This is a genomic window from Exiguobacterium sp. K1, from assembly GCF_033721435.1.
Taxonomy (GTDB): domain Bacteria; phylum Bacillota; class Bacilli; order Exiguobacteriales; family Exiguobacteriaceae; genus Exiguobacterium_A; species Exiguobacterium_A artemiae.
This window is the reverse complement of record NZ_JAOTIT010000001.1, coordinates 123923-141002: the sequence shown is the minus strand read 5'-3', so window position 1 is coordinate 141002 and position 17080 is coordinate 123923. Positions and strand designations below refer to the sequence as shown.

At 46.3% G+C, this 17080-nt stretch carries 18 protein-coding genes and 1 other annotated feature; of the genes, 1 reads left to right on the top strand and 17 read right to left on the bottom strand.

All coding sequences use genetic code 11. The annotated features are described in order from the left end of the window. Positions 1-7 precede the first annotated feature (7 nt). The 7 genes from pheS to infC all read right to left on the bottom strand — a co-directional run bounded on the left by pheS (position 8) and on the right by infC (position 4942). Positions 8-1030 carry a phenylalanine--tRNA ligase subunit alpha gene (pheS, locus tag N7U64_RS00680; RefSeq protein ID WP_012371053.1) on the bottom strand — a complete coding sequence of 341 codons (1023 nt, stop codon included), beginning with the start codon at positions 1028-1030 and terminating at the stop codon, positions 8-10. 308 nt (positions 1031-1338) lie between these two features. After that, positions 1339-2094, bottom strand: a complete 756-nt coding sequence (locus N7U64_RS00675; RefSeq protein WP_290827322.1) for a TrmH family RNA methyltransferase — start codon at positions 2092-2094, stop codon at positions 1339-1341. Positions 2095-2097: 3 nt separating this feature from the next. Beyond that, positions 2098-3180, bottom strand: coding sequence for a M42 family metallopeptidase (locus tag N7U64_RS00670; RefSeq protein WP_214850161.1), 1083 nt, complete (start codon positions 3178-3180; stop codon positions 2098-2100). Between the two features lie 12 nt (positions 3181-3192). Beyond that, positions 3193-3675, bottom strand: a complete 483-nt coding sequence (locus N7U64_RS00665) for a dUTP diphosphatase (protein WP_012371056.1) — start codon at positions 3673-3675, stop codon at positions 3193-3195. A 117-nt stretch (positions 3676-3792) separates the two neighbouring features. Next, a complete protein-coding gene (gene rplT / locus N7U64_RS00660; protein WP_012371057.1) occupies positions 3793-4152 on the bottom strand; it encodes a 50S ribosomal protein L20 in 360 nt (119 codons plus the stop codon). Positions 4153-4189: 37 nt separating this feature from the next. Next, the gene (gene rpmI, locus N7U64_RS00655; RefSeq protein ID WP_012371058.1) at positions 4190-4384 is read right to left on the bottom strand and encodes a 50S ribosomal protein L35; all 195 of its coding nucleotides are present in this window, start codon (positions 4382-4384) and stop codon (positions 4190-4192) included. A gap of 27 nt (positions 4385-4411) precedes the next feature. Continuing rightward, a complete protein-coding gene (gene infC, locus N7U64_RS00650; protein ID WP_012371059.1) occupies positions 4412-4942 on the bottom strand; it encodes a translation initiation factor IF-3 in 531 nt (176 codons plus the stop codon). Positions 4943-4975: 33 nt separating this feature from the next. Further along, positions 4976-5121 (bottom strand) — a sequence feature (ribosomal protein L20 leader region). Between the two features lie 254 nt (positions 5122-5375). Between infC and N7U64_RS00645 the strand changes: the two genes are divergently transcribed. Beyond that, positions 5376-6845: a catalase gene (locus N7U64_RS00645; protein WP_318927882.1), complete on the top strand. Its 1470-nt coding sequence runs from the start codon at positions 5376-5378 to the stop codon at positions 6843-6845. 45 nt (positions 6846-6890) lie between these two features. On the opposite strand, the gene N7U64_RS00640 is transcribed toward N7U64_RS00645, so the two are convergent. The 10 genes from N7U64_RS00640 to mutM all read right to left on the bottom strand — a co-directional run bounded on the left by N7U64_RS00640 (position 6891) and on the right by mutM (position 17061). After that, complete coding sequence (locus tag N7U64_RS00640) at positions 6891-8087, bottom strand: hypothetical protein (protein ID WP_012371061.1); 1197 nt, start codon at positions 8085-8087, stop codon at positions 6891-6893. A gap of 110 nt (positions 8088-8197) precedes the next feature. Continuing rightward, a complete protein-coding gene (gene thrS / locus N7U64_RS00635; protein ID WP_318927879.1) occupies positions 8198-10138 on the bottom strand; it encodes a threonine--tRNA ligase in 1941 nt (646 codons plus the stop codon). 320 nt (positions 10139-10458) lie between these two features. Continuing rightward, positions 10459-11376 carry a primosomal protein DnaI gene (gene dnaI / locus N7U64_RS00630; RefSeq protein WP_318927877.1) on the bottom strand — a complete coding sequence of 306 codons (918 nt, stop codon included), beginning with the start codon at positions 11374-11376 and terminating at the stop codon, positions 10459-10461. 12 nt (positions 11377-11388) lie between these two features. Continuing rightward, the gene (locus N7U64_RS00625) at positions 11389-12744 is read right to left on the bottom strand and encodes a replication initiation and membrane attachment family protein (RefSeq protein ID WP_012371064.1); all 1356 of its coding nucleotides are present in this window, start codon (positions 12742-12744) and stop codon (positions 11389-11391) included. Positions 12745-12811: 67 nt separating this feature from the next. Then, positions 12812-13294: a transcriptional regulator NrdR gene (gene nrdR, locus N7U64_RS00620; protein ID WP_114595266.1), complete on the bottom strand. Its 483-nt coding sequence runs from the start codon at positions 13292-13294 to the stop codon at positions 12812-12814. Positions 13295-13307: 13 nt separating this feature from the next. Continuing rightward, positions 13308-13676, bottom strand: a complete 369-nt coding sequence (locus N7U64_RS00615) for a hypothetical protein (RefSeq protein WP_290827334.1) — start codon at positions 13674-13676, stop codon at positions 13308-13310. Between the two features lie 106 nt (positions 13677-13782). Continuing rightward, on the bottom strand, positions 13783-14169 hold the full coding sequence (gene speD, locus N7U64_RS00610) for an adenosylmethionine decarboxylase (RefSeq protein ID WP_012371067.1): 387 nt from the start codon (positions 14167-14169) through the stop codon (positions 13783-13785). A 258-nt stretch (positions 14170-14427) separates the two neighbouring features. Next, positions 14428-15471, bottom strand: coding sequence for a glyceraldehyde-3-phosphate dehydrogenase (locus N7U64_RS00605; RefSeq protein ID WP_012371068.1), 1044 nt, complete (start codon positions 15469-15471; stop codon positions 14428-14430). Positions 15472-15646: 175 nt separating this feature from the next. Further along, the gene (gene coaE / locus N7U64_RS00600; protein WP_290827339.1) at positions 15647-16234 is read right to left on the bottom strand and encodes a dephospho-CoA kinase; all 588 of its coding nucleotides are present in this window, start codon (positions 16232-16234) and stop codon (positions 15647-15649) included. Then, positions 16231-17061 carry a DNA-formamidopyrimidine glycosylase gene (gene mutM / locus N7U64_RS00595; RefSeq protein ID WP_290827340.1) on the bottom strand — a complete coding sequence of 277 codons (831 nt, stop codon included), beginning with the start codon at positions 17059-17061 and terminating at the stop codon, positions 16231-16233. The genes coaE and mutM overlap by 4 nt, the downstream gene beginning before the upstream one ends. Between the last annotated feature and the right edge of the window lie 19 nt (positions 17062-17080).

Below are 17080 nucleotides of genomic sequence, written 5' to 3'. Positions count from 1 at the left end.
TTCCCCCTTAAAACTGTTCGCTGAAGCGAACGTCATTCGTATAGAAGTGGCGAATATCATCAACACCATATTTCAACATGGCGATTCGTTCAATCCCCATTCCGAAGGCGAAACCAGACATTTTCGTACTGTCATATTCCGCCATTTCAAGCACGTGCGGGTGAACCATTCCTGCGCCCAAGATTTCAATCCAACCTGTCTGTTTACAGATGTTGCATCCTTTACCACCACATTTGAAGCACGATACATCGACTTCGACCGATGGTTCCGTGAACGGGAAGAAGCTCGGACGTAACCGGATTTCGCGTGCTTCACCGAACATTTGTTTAACGAATGCTTCAAGTGTTCCTTTTAAGTCTGCCATTGAAATCTCTTCACCGACGACCAGTCCTTCCACCTGCATGAATTGGTGCGAGTGTGTCGCATCATCTTCGTCTCGGCGGTACACTTTTCCGGGACAAAGAATCCGGATCGGTTCACCTTTTGAAGCGAGCATCGTCCGGGCTTGTACCGGTGAAGTATGCGTCCGCATCAAAATCTCATCCGTGATGTAAAACGAATCCTGCATATCGCGGGCCGGGTGATCTTTCGGTAAGTTCAACATTTCGAAGTTGAACAGATCCTGTTCGACTTCCGGACCTTCGGCAATCGTATAACCGAGACCGACAAAGATATCTTCGATTTCATCTGTCACTTGTTGCAGTAAATGGGCTTGACCGACCTGTTTCGGACGACCGGGAAGGGTCACATCAATCGCTTCAAGTGCTAATTTTGCGTCCATTTCCTGTTGTTTGACATCAACAAGACGCTGTTCGAGTTCAGTTTGAATGACACTGCGGACGGCATTCGCAATTTCTCCGACGACTGGTCGTTCTTCAGCTGAAAGTTTTCCCATTCCCCGAAGCACTTCTGTAATCGGTCCCTTTTTCCCAAGGTATTTTACCCGGACATCGTTTAATTCTTTTTGTGTACTTGCTTGATTAACGAGTTGCAACGCTTCATCACGTAAAGCTTCTAATTGTTCCCGCATGTTCCTCACTCCTTTTCCAAATAAAAAAATCGTCCCTCCGGCAAATGCCGAAGGGACGATTTAATATAATCGTGGTACCACCCTTGTTCAACTTGAAATTCTCAAGTCCTCAAGCGGCGCGGTAACGGGCGCCTCCCGTCACGATTTCTCGTGCGACTCCGGAGTGAATTCAGCTAGCAGATTCGTAAAAAAGCTCTCAGTCTAAGGCTTTTTCTCCCTGATCGAATCGTTTTCTAACCTACTCTGTTCCATCTTTGTCTAGTTAAATATGATGCTGTAACTCACTTTAGCACGAACTTTCCTTGGATTCAATCAGCCGGAGCAAAATGATACAGTAAAATTCCGGCAGCAACTGCCGCATTTAAAGATTCTGCTTTTCCGCGAATCGGGATGTATGCCCGACCATCACATTGGTCGAGTAACTCCGGAGCAACACCTTGTGCTTCATTTCCGATAATCAGACCGATTGCCCCAAGGTTCTCAACGTCTGTGTACGGTTGAGCGCCACGTAAGGCAGTCCCTAAAATGAAGACTCCAAGCTCATGTAAGTCTTGAATGGCTTCGTCAAGTGACATCATGATGACAGGTAAGTGGAAAATCGAACCTTGTGTCGCCCGAAGGACTTTACTGTTATAGACATCCACTGTCCCATGACCAATGATGACACCGTCAAAACCGGCAGCATCCGCTGTCCGAATCATCGTTCCGACATTTCCCGGATCCTGGAGACGATCGAGTAAAAGATAACGCCCGCGTTCCAAACGTTCTGTCTGCTGTTTCATTTCACAGACAGCAAAAATACCTTGTGTCGTTTCTGTCTCAGAAAGTACTTTTGCGACGGATTCATCAATCGTGATCAAATCAGCGGCATTCTTTTTCCAAGAACCCGGTACTTGAACGTCCTCGCGCACGATCAATTCTTTAATGATTCCGGCACGAACGGCTTCTTCCACTAAATGTTCCCCTTCAATCAGGAAACGTTTTGTTTGCAAGCGTCCTTTTTTAGTCAGTAATTTCTTCCATTGTTTAACGATTTCGTTTTTTGGAGATGAAATGTGTTTCATGGTTTACCCCTCGTAAATCGCTTGGACCGTCTCTGCATCTAAACGTTTTGTCACCGCGACAATCAAGTCGACGGCAGCTTCGAAATCTGCTTTATGCATGATTGAAACGTTTGTATGCAGGTAGCGGATCGGAACAGTCAAGGCAAGTGAAGGAACACCCGTATGAGACAGGTGGAACTTCGCTGCATCTGTTCCGCCACCCGGTGTCAGATCCAATTGATATTTAATGTTTTCTTCTTTAGCAACCGTTGTTACAAAATCAATCAATCCGCGATGCGCAATCATCGTCGCATCAAACAGGATGACTTGAACGCCTTCTCCAAGTTTGGATAAGGCTTCACGATCCGTCATACCTGGTGTATCACCCGGAATTCCTGTATCGACTGCAAAAGCAATCGTCGGACGAAGCAGATTCGCAATCGTTTGAGCACCACGTAAACCGACTTCTTCCTGTACCGTAGCACCGGCAAAAATCGTATTCGGGTGACCCTCTTCTTTTAAGCGTTTGATCGCTTCGATTGCAATGGCGCAACCGATACGGTTATCCCACGCTTTTGCCATCAGGAAATTATCATTTTTCATCACAGTAAATTCGCAATGCGGAACAACCGTATCTCCCGGTCGGATTCCCCACCCTTCCACTTCTTCTTTCGAAGTGGCACCGATATCGATGAACATCTCTTTGATATCGACTGGTTTATTGCGCGCTTCCGGTGGTAAAACATGAGGCGGTTTCGCACCGATGACACCTGGAATGACTTCACCAGATGATGTGACAATATTCATACGCTGTGCAAGAAGAACCTGTCCCCACCATCCACCGAGTGGCTGGAAGCGAAGGAATCCTTTCTCATCAATCTTCGTGACCATGAATCCGACCTCGTCCATATGCCCGGCAATCAAAATCCGTGGTGCATCTTCTCCCGCTCCTTGACGTTCGGCAAATAAACTGCCTAATCCATCTTGATGGAAGTTTTCTGCATGCGGTTCAAGATATTCGCGCATTAATTGACGTACTTCTTTCTCATTTCCGGGAACACCCGTTGCGTCCGTAAGACGTTTCAGCATATGTAATTGTTCATTCATCTGATTTCCTCCTCAGTAACCGTTGTCTTGGCGAACGTGATTCGCCTCGTTTTTTGCGACATAAGCTTTGAAAATCATTTCTTGTGTAAAACCAAGTGTAGCACCTAATGCGAGATAAGCACCAATTAGAACGTCATAACTTTGTTCGGTCCGCGAAATCGCAAACACGTTTGTCTTATTATAGACATCCAAAAACGCATCTGTCGCTGTCAGATAGTAATCCCCTTCGACAAAGTCGTTTTTACGATAGTCTAAAGAAAGTCCTAAAGAAAGTAGAAAATGGACACCGTCGACATACTCTTCAAGAATCGTGACTTGCGCCGATGGTCCTTTTGTCGACCAGAATTTAAAACAACGCGTTTCGTTCGCAAGTTCACCAAGCTCCACTAATAGCGCCAGCAAACGTTCATCAAATTGATTTCCCGTCAAATTATGTTCTGACTGAATCCGTTTATCCAATTGTTCCTGCATTTCAAAAAGTGTCAACCAGTCCATCTTAATTCTCCTTTTAATCTAAAAAAATTGCCCCAGCCCATAAAAATGCGCTTTTTTATTTTACCATGAATCCAAAAAAAACGTCGGAGAATTAAATTCCCCGACGAATTGTAGAACTTAAGCGTTCAATTTTGCTTTTGCTGTATCAGCAAGTGAAGCAAATGCAGTTGCATCTGTAACTGCGAGGTCAGCGAGCATCTTACGGTTAACGTCGATACCTGCTAATTTAAGACCATGCATCATGCGGCTGTAAGAAAGACCGTTGATACGTGCAGCCGCATTGATCCGAGTGATCCAGAGGCGACGGAAGTCACGTTTCTTTTGACGACGGTCACGGTAAGCATACATGAGAGATTTCATGACCTGCTGTTTTGCAACCTTGAAGAGTGTATGTTTCGAGCCGTAGTAGCCCTTAGCTAATTTGAGTTGTTTTTTACGACGTTGACGAGTCGTATATCCGCCTTTTACGCGTGGCATATAAATTCCCTCCTAAATCTGTGTACGATTGGGTAAATTACTTAGCGATCATGTGACGGATACGTTTAAAGTCACCCGATGATACCATGCTAGCTTTACGTAATTTACGTTTCGCTTTAGTTGATTTGTTACCGAATAAGTGGCTTGTGTAAGCACGACCACGTTTCAATTTACCAGAAGCAGTACGTTTGAAACGCTTAGAAGCACCGCGGTGCGATTTCATTTTAGGCATGAGAGATTCCCTCCTACTTCGATTCGATTAGTCTTCTTTCTTTGGAGCAAGCACTAGGAACATGCTGCGTCCTTCCATCTTCGGTCTCTGTTCAATGACACCGAACTCGCTTAATTCTGTAGCGAGACGTTCTAGGACACGTCTACCGATTTCTGAGTGAGTGATGGCACGTCCGCGGAAACGAATACTCGCTTTCACTTTGTTGCCGTTCTCCAAGAATTTCTTCGCATTACGGAATTTCGTTTGGAAGTCATTCTCCTCGATCGTCGGGCTGAGACGGACTTCTTTCATCTGAATCACTTTCTGATTCTTCCGAGTTTCTTTGTCCTTTTTTTGCAACTCAAAACGGTATTTACCGTAGTCCATGATTTTACATACAGGCGGTGTCGCTTGTGGTGCGACCATGACGAGGTCAAGGTCAGCTTCCTCAGCAAGACGTAACGCTTCCGTACGTGATTGGACTCCAAGTTGAGCGCCATCCGCTCCGATAAGACGAACTTCTCGAGCGCGAATGCCTTCATTGATTAACAGATCTTTGCTAATGGTTAGCACCTCCATCGTGCAGAGCACGAAAAATGAATGATATAAAACGCTATAAAAAAAGCGTCGGCAGTTTTTCCCGCCCACACTCATAAAGTATACAATAGTCAGAGAACACTCTACTATCACATATCATCATGATGGACCAGCATAGCTTGCTATACGTGGTGAGAAGCGGGATGCTTCTGCTTTGTTGTCATTTCACTTTGCTATCATAGCACTTGTTTTCCCTCGATGTCAAGCCGCTATATCTGTTCGGTTAGAACGTTGCTCAGATACTTGATTATAATAGCAATCCTCTGTCCGTTTAGCAAGAAGTTTCTAAGTTTGTTCGTCTGGGTAAATAAAAAAAGTCAAAACAAGTTTTCAGAATTTGCAGAGCATTATTCTTTATTTAGAATAATTATTGTTTTATAATCAATGTAATCTTATACATAAGGGGGAGTTATTAATGAGTGAAAAACGATTAACCACAAACCAGGGTGTCCCGATTGGTGACAATCAGAATTCGCGTACGGCCGGTCGTCGCGGTCCAACACTGCTTGAAGACTATCAACTGATTGAGAAAATGGCCCATTTCGACCGGGAACGTGTTCCTGAGCGTGTTGTACACGCCCGTGGTTTTGGTGCACACGGCGTCTTCACGGTAAAAAATTCGATGAAGAAATATACAAAAGCGGCATTCCTTCAAAACGAAGGGACCGAGGTTCCTGTATTCGCCCGTTTCTCAACCGTTATTCACGGTACACATTCTCCTGAAACGTTACGTGATCCACGTGGCTTCTCGGTTAAGTTCTATACAGAAGAAGGAAACTGGGATTTCGTCGGAAATAACTTACCGGTCTTCTTTATTCGCGATGCGATGAAGTTCCCGGATATGGTCCACTCGCTGAAACCGGATCCACGCACGAATATTCAAGACCCTGACCGCTACTGGGACTTCATGACATTACGCCCGGAATCGACAAATATGTTGATGCACCTCTTTACGGATGAGGGAATTCCGGCAAGCTACCGTAAAATGCGCGGTTCGTCCGTCCATGCTTTTAAATGGGTGAACGCTCACGGCAATACGGTTTATATCAAGTTACGTTGGGTGCCAAAAGTCGGTGTTCATAACCTGTCAGCAGATGAAGCGACAGAGATTCAAGGAAAAGACTTTAACCATGCATCAAACGATACGTATCAGGCGATTGAAGACGGAGAATTCCCGGAGTGGGATTTGTTCGTCCAAGTTCTTGATCCGGCTGATGTCGACAACTTCGACTTCGATCCACTCGATGCAACAAAAGATTGGTTTGAAGATGTCATCCCGTTCCAACACGTCGGAACGATGGTATTAAACAAAAACGTCGACAACTACTTTGCTGAAACGGAATCGGTCGGCTTTAACCCGGGTGTACTGATCCCAGGCATGTTGCCGTCAGAAGATAAATTGCTCCAAGGGCGTCTCTTCTCGTATTCCGATACACAGCGTTACCGTATCGGAACGAACTATCAACAGTTGCCGATTAACTGCCCGTTCGCTCAGGTCAACAACTATCAACGTGACGGTGCAATGCCGGTCGGACAACAAACAAGCCCGGTCAACTACGAACCAAACCGTTACCAGGACGAGCCGAAACAAACGCCGGAATACACGGAAGAAAACCAGCCGTTGTATGATGACATTCACGGTCGTCTTGAAATCGAAAAAACAAATAACTTCGGTCAAGCCGGTGAAGTATACCGTCGTATGACAGAAGAAGAACAAACGGCACTCCTGAACAACTTAGTGGATGACTTAAAACAAGTCCGCCATGAAAACACTGTCTTGCTTGCCATCTGCAACTTCTACCGTGCGGACGAATCGCTCGGCAAGAAATTATCAGAAGCGTTACAAGTCGATATCCAACCGTTCTTGCAACAGATGCAAAAATAATCTTTTCTATAAAAAAAGTCTATTCCGCAAAGGAATAGGCTTTTTTTAAGGAATAAAATTAAAGCGTTCTGATGTTTCCGCCGAGTAGACACCTAGCTTGGAAAACAATACGACTTGATTTACCGTTGCTTGATTTACTTCATTCTGACGGAAGCTCAGTTTTTCTTTATCTGTGAATCGATTGTAGAGCGGCTTGAATCCATAGTTGACGTGAGGCTGGAATTGAATTGCCCGGTCGACCTTTTCCAGTCGATTATGTTTAATGCTCCCACCGACTACTCCACGTCCTAAAATAGCAATCGCTTTCCCGTCTGCCCGATGTACGTTTCGAATCGTATTGTATTGAATGACGGGTTGGTTCCAGTTCATCATTGAAATCGCATAGTCTTTTGTCCCGTCAATTACATTATTCAAAATGCGCACAGCCGTATGCGGACGATCTTGAGAGTATTGATGTGTTCCGATTGCGACATTGATATTAGTGAAGTCATTGTTTCGAATCGTAATATCATGGTTTGGTGTCCGGTCTTGGGCTGACCATTTCCACTGGAATCCCTTTGTGACCGGATCCGGCGTATCAAGGTTAATCGATTCATTTGGTCCTGTCCCGGCAATCATCTTGGCATCGACAAAATGCATGTTTTCAATGAGAGCTGTTTTGGTCGCATCCAGTTCAATCGCATGTGATCCTTGCTGATGACGAATCGTAATTCCTCCAAGATACAGATTTTCATTATGTGCGATGGCGAAAGCCGAACCACGCGGAAAATAATTTAAATCGATTTGAGCATTTCCCTGCCCGATGATTTTAATATTTTTGGACCCGCTGTATGTCCCGACTGTTTTATTCAATCGTAAAACGGATGGCGGTACCAAATCAAAGATACTCGTCGTCGCTTGAAGTTTTGGTGTGCCGGTCTCATTCGTCTTTTTGATGATGACGCCATCCTCTAAAATGATGGTTGTATTGGAAGGAACGCCGACACGTAACGGAGATTGATACATCCCTTTCGACAAGACCAATGTTCCTCCGCCTTCCGCTTCAATTTTTTCAAGATATGACCGGAGTGTGTAATGATTTCTAGTTTGGGCATTATATGTGGAGTAAGCGCGAAGTACAGGATCGATCGGTTCTGTCTGCGGCGTAATCCGGTAACTTTTCATACTGACTGCATGTTCCGTATCAGGCAGGAGCAGAAAAGCAACAATCAGACATACTGCAAGCATCATTCTTGTTTTCATTCTTTCGTCTCCCTTCTCTGTTCCTATTATCGGTACTTCCATACAAAATCTGTAGAAGACACAAAAAGAGGATGGCTGTCAGCCATCCTCTTTTTACTGGTAAGACATGCTTATTTTGAACGGTTCGCGATTTCTTGTTCCAAATCGCTGACGAACTGTTCGAGTGATGCGTTACTTGAATCTTTTGAACCGTAACGGCGGATATTGACTTCGCGCGCTTCAATTTCTTTGTCGCCGAGGACCAACATGACCGGTACTTTATTGACTTGTGCTTCACGGATCCGGTAACCGAGTTTTTCATCACGGAAGTCCGTTTCGACACGAATTCCTTTTTTCAAAAGCATCGTTTTGATTTCACGTGCGTAGTCTTCATGTACGCTTGAGACCGGAATCAACTTGACTTGAACCGGTGCGAGCCACGTCGGGAACGCTCCTTTGTACTCTTCGATCAAGTAAGCGACAAATCGTTCCATTGTCGAGACGACACCACGGTGTAAGACAACAGGACGGTGATCTTGTCCGTCGTTTCCTTTGTATGTCAGCTCAAAGCGTTCAGGCAAGAGGAAGTCGAGTTGAACGGTCGACAGCGTTTCATCTTTACCAAGCGCTGTGCGGACTTGTACGTCAAGCTTTGGTCCGTAGAATGCAGCTTCGCCTTCCGCTTCAAAGTACGGCAGCTCGAGCTCATCCATTGTCTCTTTCAACTCACGTTGCGCCATTTCCCAAATCGCATCGTTGTCGAAGTATTTTTCTTTATCCGCCGGATCACGATACGAAAGACGGAATTTATAGTCCGTGATACCAAAGTCGGCATACACTTCTTGAATCAAGTGAACGATGGCTTTAAATTCTTCCTTCATCTGATCCGGACGAACAAACGTATGACCGTCGTTTAAGACCATGTAACGGACACGCTGAAGACCTGTTAACGCACCCGACATCTCATACCGGTGCATACCACCGAGTTCTGCGACACGGAGCGGTAAGTCACGGTACGACCGCGGTTCATTTTTATAAATCATCATATGGTGCGGACAGTTCATCGGACGGAGAACCAACTCTTCATTGTCCATTTCCATTTTCGGGAACATATCATCTTGATAGTGATCCCAGTGTCCTGATGTTTTGTACAGTTCAACAGAACCAAGAACCGGCGTATAGACGTGCTCGTATCCGAGTTCAAGCTCTTTATCGACGATATAACGCTCGACCGTCCGGCGGATGGCCGCTCCTTTTGGTAACCACATCGGCAGACCTTGTCCGACATCTTGGGATGTGAAGAACAAGTCGAGTTCTTTCCCGAGTTTCCGGTGATCGCGCTCTTTGGCTTCCGCCAAGAAGTGCAGGTGTTGTTTTAACTGATCTTTGTTTGCCCATGCTGTTCCGTAAATCCGTTGCAACATCTTGTTTTTTGAATCACCGCGCCAGTAAGCACCGGCGATGCTCATCAGTTTAAAGACTTGGAGTTTCGCTGTCGCCGGTACGTGCGGTCCGCGGCATAAGTCGAAGAACTCGCCTTGACGGTAGAACGTTAAATCCTGATCGGCAGGAATCGATTCAATCAATTCGATTTTGAGCGGATCGTTTAATTCCTGATAAACAGCTAATGCTTCATCGCGTGAAACGACTTCCCGTTCGATCGGTAAGTTTTCACCGGCAATCTTATTCATCATCTTTTCGATTTCCGGCAGGTCTTCCTCTGTCAGACGACGCTCCATATCAATGTCGTAGTAAAACCCGTTTTCGATCGTCGGTCCGATTCCGAGATGAATCGTCTCGTCCGGGTACAGACGTTTAATCGCTTGTGCCATCAAGTGGGCAGATGAGTGACGGATTAAATCCAGTCCTTCTTCCGAATCCGGCATGACGAGTTCAATTGAACCGTCTTCCTCAATCGGACGACGATAATCGATGACTTGACCGTTTAATTTTGCGGCAAATGCTTTTTTCCGTAATCCCGGACTGATTGAAGCGGCAACTTCCTCAGCTGTTGTTCCGGCTGCAAATTCTTTTACTGCGCCATCTGGAAATGTAAGAGCAATGTTTGACATGACTGCTTCCCCCTCAAATTAAAATAAAAAGACCCATCCCTCAAAAAGGGACGAGTCTCAATCTCGTGGTACCACCCTCGTTCCCGAACATGTTTCCATGCACCGGCTCGAACACGCGCTAACGGGCGTGACACGCAAGCGGATTATCCCCGCCTGGGCTATGAGGGAGTAAAGAAATGACGGAATTCCATGAGAAGCTTTCACCATCCTTCTCTCGCTTGTCTGGTCCCTGTTCATTTTTCATATCCTCAATCGTAGCTGACATCTATACAGATTGTGTCCTTAGTATAGCGAAAGTCGAACTTCTTTGACAAGAGAAATTAATACCGGCGTCGGTTTTCGCCTAAAAACTCAACCGGATTCGTCGTCGTCCGAATCCGCTCCATCAGACGCATGGCTTTCAGTTTGTCTCCCTGGTCATTCGTAATCCCGAAATGCAGCTCCAGTTCGTCGTACGACAGGTTGGAACTGAACAGGGTCGGCAAACGATGCATCATCCGGTACTGCAGGATGATGCCGAATAATTCGTCACGGACCCATGGACTGATCGACTCTGCTCCGATGTCGTCAATCAACAAAATCGGGACGGTCTGAAAACTTTCCAAAAACGTATCGAAACTATCCGACCGGATCCGCCGCTTCGCTTCCGAGACGAAACCGGGTGCGTGAACCAAAATCGTCGCAACCCGTTCTTTTTTCAACGCATTACCGATCGCTGCGAGCAGATACGTTTTCCCGACACCAAAACTGCCGTGCAGGTACAATCCTTTGACTTGTTGTTTGGAACGGACTGTATTTAAAAACTGTGAAGCGGCACGTAAAGCGAGCTTTCGGTCCGTCGTCGTTAAATCAAAGTCACTGAAGTTCGCATCCCGGACTTCATCCGGTAAGAAGAGACTTTTAAATTTCTTTTCGAGAGCCCGCTCGTTCTCACGGTCCCGTAACGCTTGGGTTTTTTCATAAGCGACCATGATCTGGCCTTTTTCTAAGTGCAGGACAGGCTGATAACCTTCGATGACGGCTTTCTTTTCAATGATTTGATTTCCGTTCATCTGTTCCGCATACTCGTTTAGTTTCAGCATGCCGCGTTCAATCATCCGTTGATCGATTTCAGGATGTGTCCGCAAAAACATGATGACTCCCGGGTGTGACAAGACACGCTGATGAATGGCCCGAACTGATTCTGCCACGTCCGGCCGGTTTAAAATCTTTTCAATCGATGATTGGATATGTTCCATCTCACTACTCCTTTATTTGCCTTTGAGTTCCCGCAGAATCCGTTCCATTTCTTCATCATCCGGCACCTCAGCTTCAAAATCGGCTTTTTTTGTCGCTTCATATTGCTGCTGTTTTTCTTTTTCTTCCTGCAACCATTTCGGATTTGGTCCGGTCGCATTGGAACGGCCTCTTCGTCCTCCGACGGTCTGCCGCGAACGTTCCTGTTTTTGATCCTGTTTTTTTGAAATCAGTTCGTCCTGCTCTTTCGTTTTGGCCAACGCTTCGGCTGCCGTTACGTATCCTTTTTGTTTCCAGTCATCGACGATCGACAACAGGAAGTTTTTACTGAAACGGTTATCCTTTTTAATGACCAACGCATAATAATAAGCGGCGTTGACGATTCCGGACGACATTTCATAGTCGATAATCAATTGCTGAATCAACTCTTCATCACGTTCCGACAACGCTTTAACTTTTCTTAACTTCGCGACGTAATGCTTCGGATGGGTTCCTTCCATCGTCTCGGTTTCACTGAGTTCCCCGACTTCCACCTCTTCGAGAACCGCAACTTTGGCTTTCTTTTCCCGACTGAGCTTTTGCTTCGCCGATAACATCATCTGTTTACATCGTTCCTGCTTTTCACTGTCTGTCATCGGCAGGTAGGCTTCATGACGGAAACGGGCGTTCAGGAGTTCTGCCATGAGTGCTTCATTTGATTGTGTGACGTAAGCGAGTTTCAACAGCAGATGATCAATCGATTTCGTATAAAAGCTCCGCGGCAGGAATCGATCGGTTTGACGTTTCATTTCTTCAAGGTCAAACGAATAATCAAATTCATAAGCTGCCCGTTCTTGTTTCGCATATGATTTCGGCTGATGGGCGGAGGCGAGTCCCGCCTTGACGTCAAATACTTGATCAAACCGGACGGTCCGGTCGACGACGTTTTTCGGTAACGGGTCGGTCCGGAACCGATTCTGTAAAGCCCGGAAACGAATCTCCCCGACGCGGTAGAAGAGTAAGCTCGACAACACCCCGTCATTTAAAAATGTATTCGGTGCTAACGGTACACGGATTTGATAGACATAGCGGTAAGCGGCCTGTTTTGCTTCAAACGTCCGAATCAAACCGATTCCTTCGAGCTTAAACAGTTCTTCTTTAAATTCATCGACTGAAAATCCGAGCAGCGTTCCGAGTTCTGCATGCGAGATGTATTGTGATTTCGTCTTCCCCGGAATCATCTCACTCCAAAACGTTTGATACAGCCCAAGGGCCTTTACACCGATGATTGGTTGATACAGATAATAAAGCGATTGATACGCTTCCCGGTCGACGACACCATTACTCATGATCAAGCAGAGATCGGTCCCTGACAATTCACGTTCCATCATTTGCTTCATCCCTTCTTTCGTGAGAAAAAGAGAGGGCGCTCTGAACAGTCAGACGACCTCTCCTTCATTAGGTTTGATTTTCCCGTTCGGTGTCTTGATGACGTTCCATCAATTCGGATAATTCTTGGAAAAAGACATTGATGTCTTTAAATTGTTTGTAGACACTGGCGAACCGGACATATGCCACTTCATCGACAGACGCCAGTTCATTCAGCACGAGCCGTCCGACCTGTTCGCTCGGAATTTCATGTTGCGCCGTCGCCCGCAATGTTTTTTCGACCCGGCTGACGACTGTTTCCAATTGTTCGATGGAAATCGGGCGTTTTTCACATGCCCGGACTAATCCGCGCAAGATTTTGTCCCGATTGAATTCATCACGGGTCCCATCTTTTTTGACGATGATGAGCGGGGTTTGTTCGACCATCTCAAATGTCGTAAACCGGTAGCCACATGATTCACATTCCCGACGTCTGCGAATCGAACCAAAATCTTGCACGGGTCTCGAATCTAATACTTTTGTCCCGTTATAGTTGCAGGCTGGACAACGCATGTCGTACCTCCATTCACGTAATTTCTTTAGTGCCGATCATTTTTAAACGGTATGTCGAATCAAGATCCTGATAAATCAATTCAATCCACTTTTCTAAGTCCGGACCGAGCAGGCCGTCCCGGTGCAGGAACAGATCCACCGCCGTGCGACCGGATCCGACCATGATGACCGTCGCAAGACCGTCTAAGCCAGGCGCACTAAACGCAAGTTCTCCGCGCCCCTGATCGATTCGCTTGACCGTTCCTTGTTGCTTCGTTACCGTCGCCTCTAAACCCGTAAACAGCATCTCTACCGTTGCTGCATAGTAATGGGTCCGTAACTTTTCATTTTTATGTGTATCCGACGTTTCCATTTGCTTTTGTAATCGTTCTTTCAGTCCCATTCCGTCATCACCTTTTTCTGTTTTCTTCTACTATTAAGAATAACAGACGTCAGACATATTAAAAAGCCCTCGCCATAAGACGAGAGCTTGTTCATTCGTGTTTTTGTCAGTTAACGTGCTGAACCGTAGCAGCTGGAACTTCAACAGGTCCCATACCACGTGGAATTTCGACATTTTCACGGATTTTCGCATCGAGTCCGTCAGCGATATAATGCGCTGCGATGGCTGGATCGATTCGATCGCCACATGTAAATACATCAACCGATGCATAACCATGCTCTGGGAAACTGTGAATCGTTAAGTGCGATTCAGAAATAATGACGACGCCGCTGACGCCGTGTGGAGCAAACTTGTGGAATGCGACTTCGCGTACTTCCGCACCTGCTTGAAGTGCTGCATCAACAAAAAGTCGTTCTACGTATTCCATGTCGTTCAATTTTTCAGGATTACAATCCCAAAGTTCTGCAATAATGTGTCTTCCCATAGTATCCATTTGTGGATCCCCCCTACATTCAATGGTCTTCAAAGTAGTTGATCACTTACTTTGCGCCTGAGTCGTTCGCACCCACGGGGGAAAGTTAGTCCAGAGAGGTCCTAACCCTTTAAGCTGCGATTGCCAGACCGATTGAAGTTCACGATTTGAATTATAGCGAGTATCAAAAAGATACACAAGGATAAATTTCGAATTTTATTATATTTTCTTGAAGAAAACGCTCTACACGTTGATGTAGAGCGATTCTTTGACATTATTTTATTTTAACTCCAGTTGTTTCGCTTCATTTCCAGTCGCTTCAATGTGTGCTCCGACGAGATGAACAAGATCGACGACACGGCAAGAGTAACCCCACTCGTTGTCGTACCAGGCGAGGACTTTGACTTGCCGTCCTCCCATGACCATCGTCGATAGGCCATCGACAACAGTCGACTTCTCTTCCCCGTTAAAGTCAATCGAGACGAGCGGTTCCATCGTTAAGCCGAGGATGCCGTCAAGCGCTCCGTCCGCTGCCTTGACGAACGCTTCATTGACTTCAGCGACCGTCGTATCACGACTGACCTCGACGACGAGATCGACCAGTGAGACGTTTGGTGTCGGAACACGCAGTGCCAGTCCATTGAGTTTTCCTTCGAGATGCGGCAAGACGAGTGAAATCGCTTTGGCTGCTCCGGTCGAAGTCGGAATGATGGACGATCCGCATGCCCGCGCCCGTCGTAAATCCTTATGCGGATTATCGATATTGTTCTGGTCATTCGTAAAAGCATGAATCGTCGTCACAAGACCTGACTCAATCCCGAATGCCCGGTCGATGACCTGGACGACAGGTGCAAGACAGTTTGTCGTACATGAAGCGTTCGAGACAATCGCATCCGTCTCATGGTCATACATCTCGTCATTGACCCCCATGACGATTGTACGTAAATCACCTTTTGCCGGAGCTGTAATGACGACTTTTTTTGCACCGGCCGTCAAGTGTTTTTCAGCACCCGTTTTCGAATTAAATTTCCCCGTTGCTTCAACGACGATATCAATCCCCAGTTGTCCCCACGGCAATTGTTCCGGATCACGTTCGCTGACGATTTGAATTTGTCGTCCATTCACCATCAATGCCCCATCAATGATGTCGACTGGATATGCAAATTTCCCGTGAACCGTGTCATATTTGATGAGGTGTGCCAATGTTTCCACCGGATAACTTGCATTAATCGCGACGACCTCACTTTTCCCTTCAGCGATCAGACGTCGAAATACCATTCGACCAATTCGACCAAACCCGTTAACTGCCACCTTGACTCCCATTTGCGGATCCCCCTTCAATGTGACGGATAATGCTCCGTTTACAGATAGAACTATATCATGAAATGTAAGCGATTTCATTACGTAATCTAAAAAAAGTGAGAGAAGTTGGTAACTTTTTCCCACTTTGATTCCGAAAATACTTTTGCCGACAGAAAACGGTCATAAGAAAACGGCGTTAGACTGAACGAAGCGTTTTTAACCAGCTATCAATTTGCCGGTATAATGCTTCCCGTGTACTTTCATTGGTCAGAACGTAGTCTGCCAATTGCTTTTTCTGTTCGATATCGAGTTGCGAATTCATACGGGCCTGTGCCTCTTCCGCAGTCAGATGATTTCGTTCCATCAGACGCTGCTTTTGCAATTCGGCAGGACAATAGACGACTACGACTTGATCGACGAGTTGTTTCCAGTCTCCTTCTAACAATAAAGGGATATCAAAAACGATGATCGATTGTCCGGCCTGTTCCTGTCGACTTGCCATTTCTAACATCTGTTGCCGAATTTTCGGATGCATTAATTCATTCAGGACAGTCCGCTTTTCATTATCGTAAAAAATGATATCGCCAAGCTTTGACCGGACGAGCGCACCGTCGGAAAAAGCAGTCGGAAAAGCCGCTTTGACTTCCTCGTATGCCAATCCACCCGGTTCGATGACCTGCCGGGCGACCAGATCCGCATCGATGACGTCAATCCCTTGATGTTGTAAATAGGCGGATACCGTACTTTTTCCGGTTGCAATCCCTCCGGTCAGTCCGATTCTCATAAAGCCACCTGTTGACAGGTTGGGCAGAAGTGCGTTCCTCGTCCGCCGACTTTAATTTTTTCGATTGCCGTCCCGCATCTCGGGCAAGGTGCCCCGGTTTGACCGTATACAGCAAGCTGTAATTGAAACTCCCCTTTTCCGGTCGGAGAGACATAACTGCGAATCGTACTTCCGCCGCTTTCAACGGCTTTGGCGAGTACATCAACACCTGCCGCATGAATCCGGGAGATATCATCAAGCGTCAGTGCCCCGGCTTTCGTTAACGGATGGACCCGGGCGGTAAACAATGTCTCATCGACATAAATATTCCCCAACCCCAAAAAAATCGATTGATCTAGCAGAGCCGTTTTGATTGGACTGCGCTTTTTCCGGATCAGGTTCTCAGCCAAGACTTCAGCCGTAAACGTCGGATCAAACGGCTCACGTTCAAGCTGGGCCAGTGGAGGAACCGACATCGCCGTCTCCTTCTCACGCAACTCCATCGTCCCGAATTTCCGGACATCGTTGTAATGCAGTTCCGAGCCATCTGTAAAGCGGAAGATGACATGGGTGTGTTTATCTTTTTCAATCGCCTGCGGATAAGGGAAATACTTTCCTTCCATCCGCAAATGACTGACGAGATAAAATCGGTCAAATGTGAACAATAAAAATTTCCCCCGACGCTCCACTCGTTCAATCCGCTCCTGTTTCAAGGCATCAACAAATGGTGCGACTTCCATTCCCCGAATCATCTTCGGATGAAATACTTTAACGGAAGAAATCGTTTTTCCAGAGACCGTCCGTTCCAAGCTTCGTCTGACGGTCTCGACTTCAGGTAATTCAGGCAACTGTTTTCCTCCTCTGACA

Bases quoted from the DNA above. Each gene is read 5' to 3' on its own strand.
- pheS (WP_012371053.1), bottom strand. From the start codon at position 1,030: ATGCGGGAACAATTAGAAGCTTTACGTGATGAAGCGTTGCAACTCGTT.
- thrS (WP_318927879.1), bottom strand. From the start codon at position 10,138: ATGTCAAACATTGCTCTTACATTTCCAGATGGCGCAGTAAAAGAATTT.
- N7U64_RS00675 (WP_290827322.1), bottom strand. From the start codon at position 2,094: ATGAAACACATTTCATCTCCAAAAAACGAAATCGTTAAACAATGGAAG.
- infC (WP_012371059.1), bottom strand. From the start codon at position 4,942: ATGGAGGTGCTAACCATTAGCAAAGATCTGTTAATCAATGAAGGCATT.
- N7U64_RS00670 (WP_214850161.1), bottom strand. From the start codon at position 3,180: ATGAATGAACAATTACATATGCTGAAACGTCTTACGGACGCAACGGGT.
- N7U64_RS00615 (WP_290827334.1), bottom strand. From the start codon at position 13,676: ATGGGACTGAAAGAACGATTACAAAAGCAAATGGAAACGTCGGATACA.
- N7U64_RS00605 (WP_012371068.1), bottom strand. From the start codon at position 15,471: ATGGGAGTCAAGGTGGCAGTTAACGGGTTTGGTCGAATTGGTCGAATG.
- N7U64_RS00665 (WP_012371056.1), bottom strand. From the start codon at position 3,675: ATGGACTGGTTGACACTTTTTGAAATGCAGGAACAATTGGATAAACGG.
- N7U64_RS00645 (WP_318927882.1), top strand. From the start codon at position 5,376: ATGAGTGAAAAACGATTAACCACAAACCAGGGTGTCCCGATTGGTGAC.
- rpmI (WP_012371058.1), bottom strand. From the start codon at position 4,384: ATGCCTAAAATGAAATCGCACCGCGGTGCTTCTAAGCGTTTCAAACGT.
- nrdR (WP_114595266.1), bottom strand. From the start codon at position 13,294: ATGCGTTGTCCAGCCTGCAACTATAACGGGACAAAAGTATTAGATTCG.
- N7U64_RS00625 (WP_012371064.1), bottom strand. From the start codon at position 12,744: ATGATGGAACGTGAATTGTCAGGGACCGATCTCTGCTTGATCATGAGT.
- speD (WP_012371067.1), bottom strand. From the start codon at position 14,169: ATGGATACTATGGGAAGACACATTATTGCAGAACTTTGGGATTGTAAT.
- rplT (WP_012371057.1), bottom strand. From the start codon at position 4,152: ATGCCACGCGTAAAAGGCGGATATACGACTCGTCAACGTCGTAAAAAA.
- dnaI (WP_318927877.1), bottom strand. From the start codon at position 11,376: ATGGAACATATCCAATCATCGATTGAAAAGATTTTAAACCGGCCGGAC.
- N7U64_RS00640 (WP_012371061.1), bottom strand. From the start codon at position 8,087: ATGAAAACAAGAATGATGCTTGCAGTATGTCTGATTGTTGCTTTTCTG.
- coaE (WP_290827339.1), bottom strand. From the start codon at position 16,234: ATGAGAATCGGACTGACCGGAGGGATTGCAACCGGAAAAAGTACGGTA.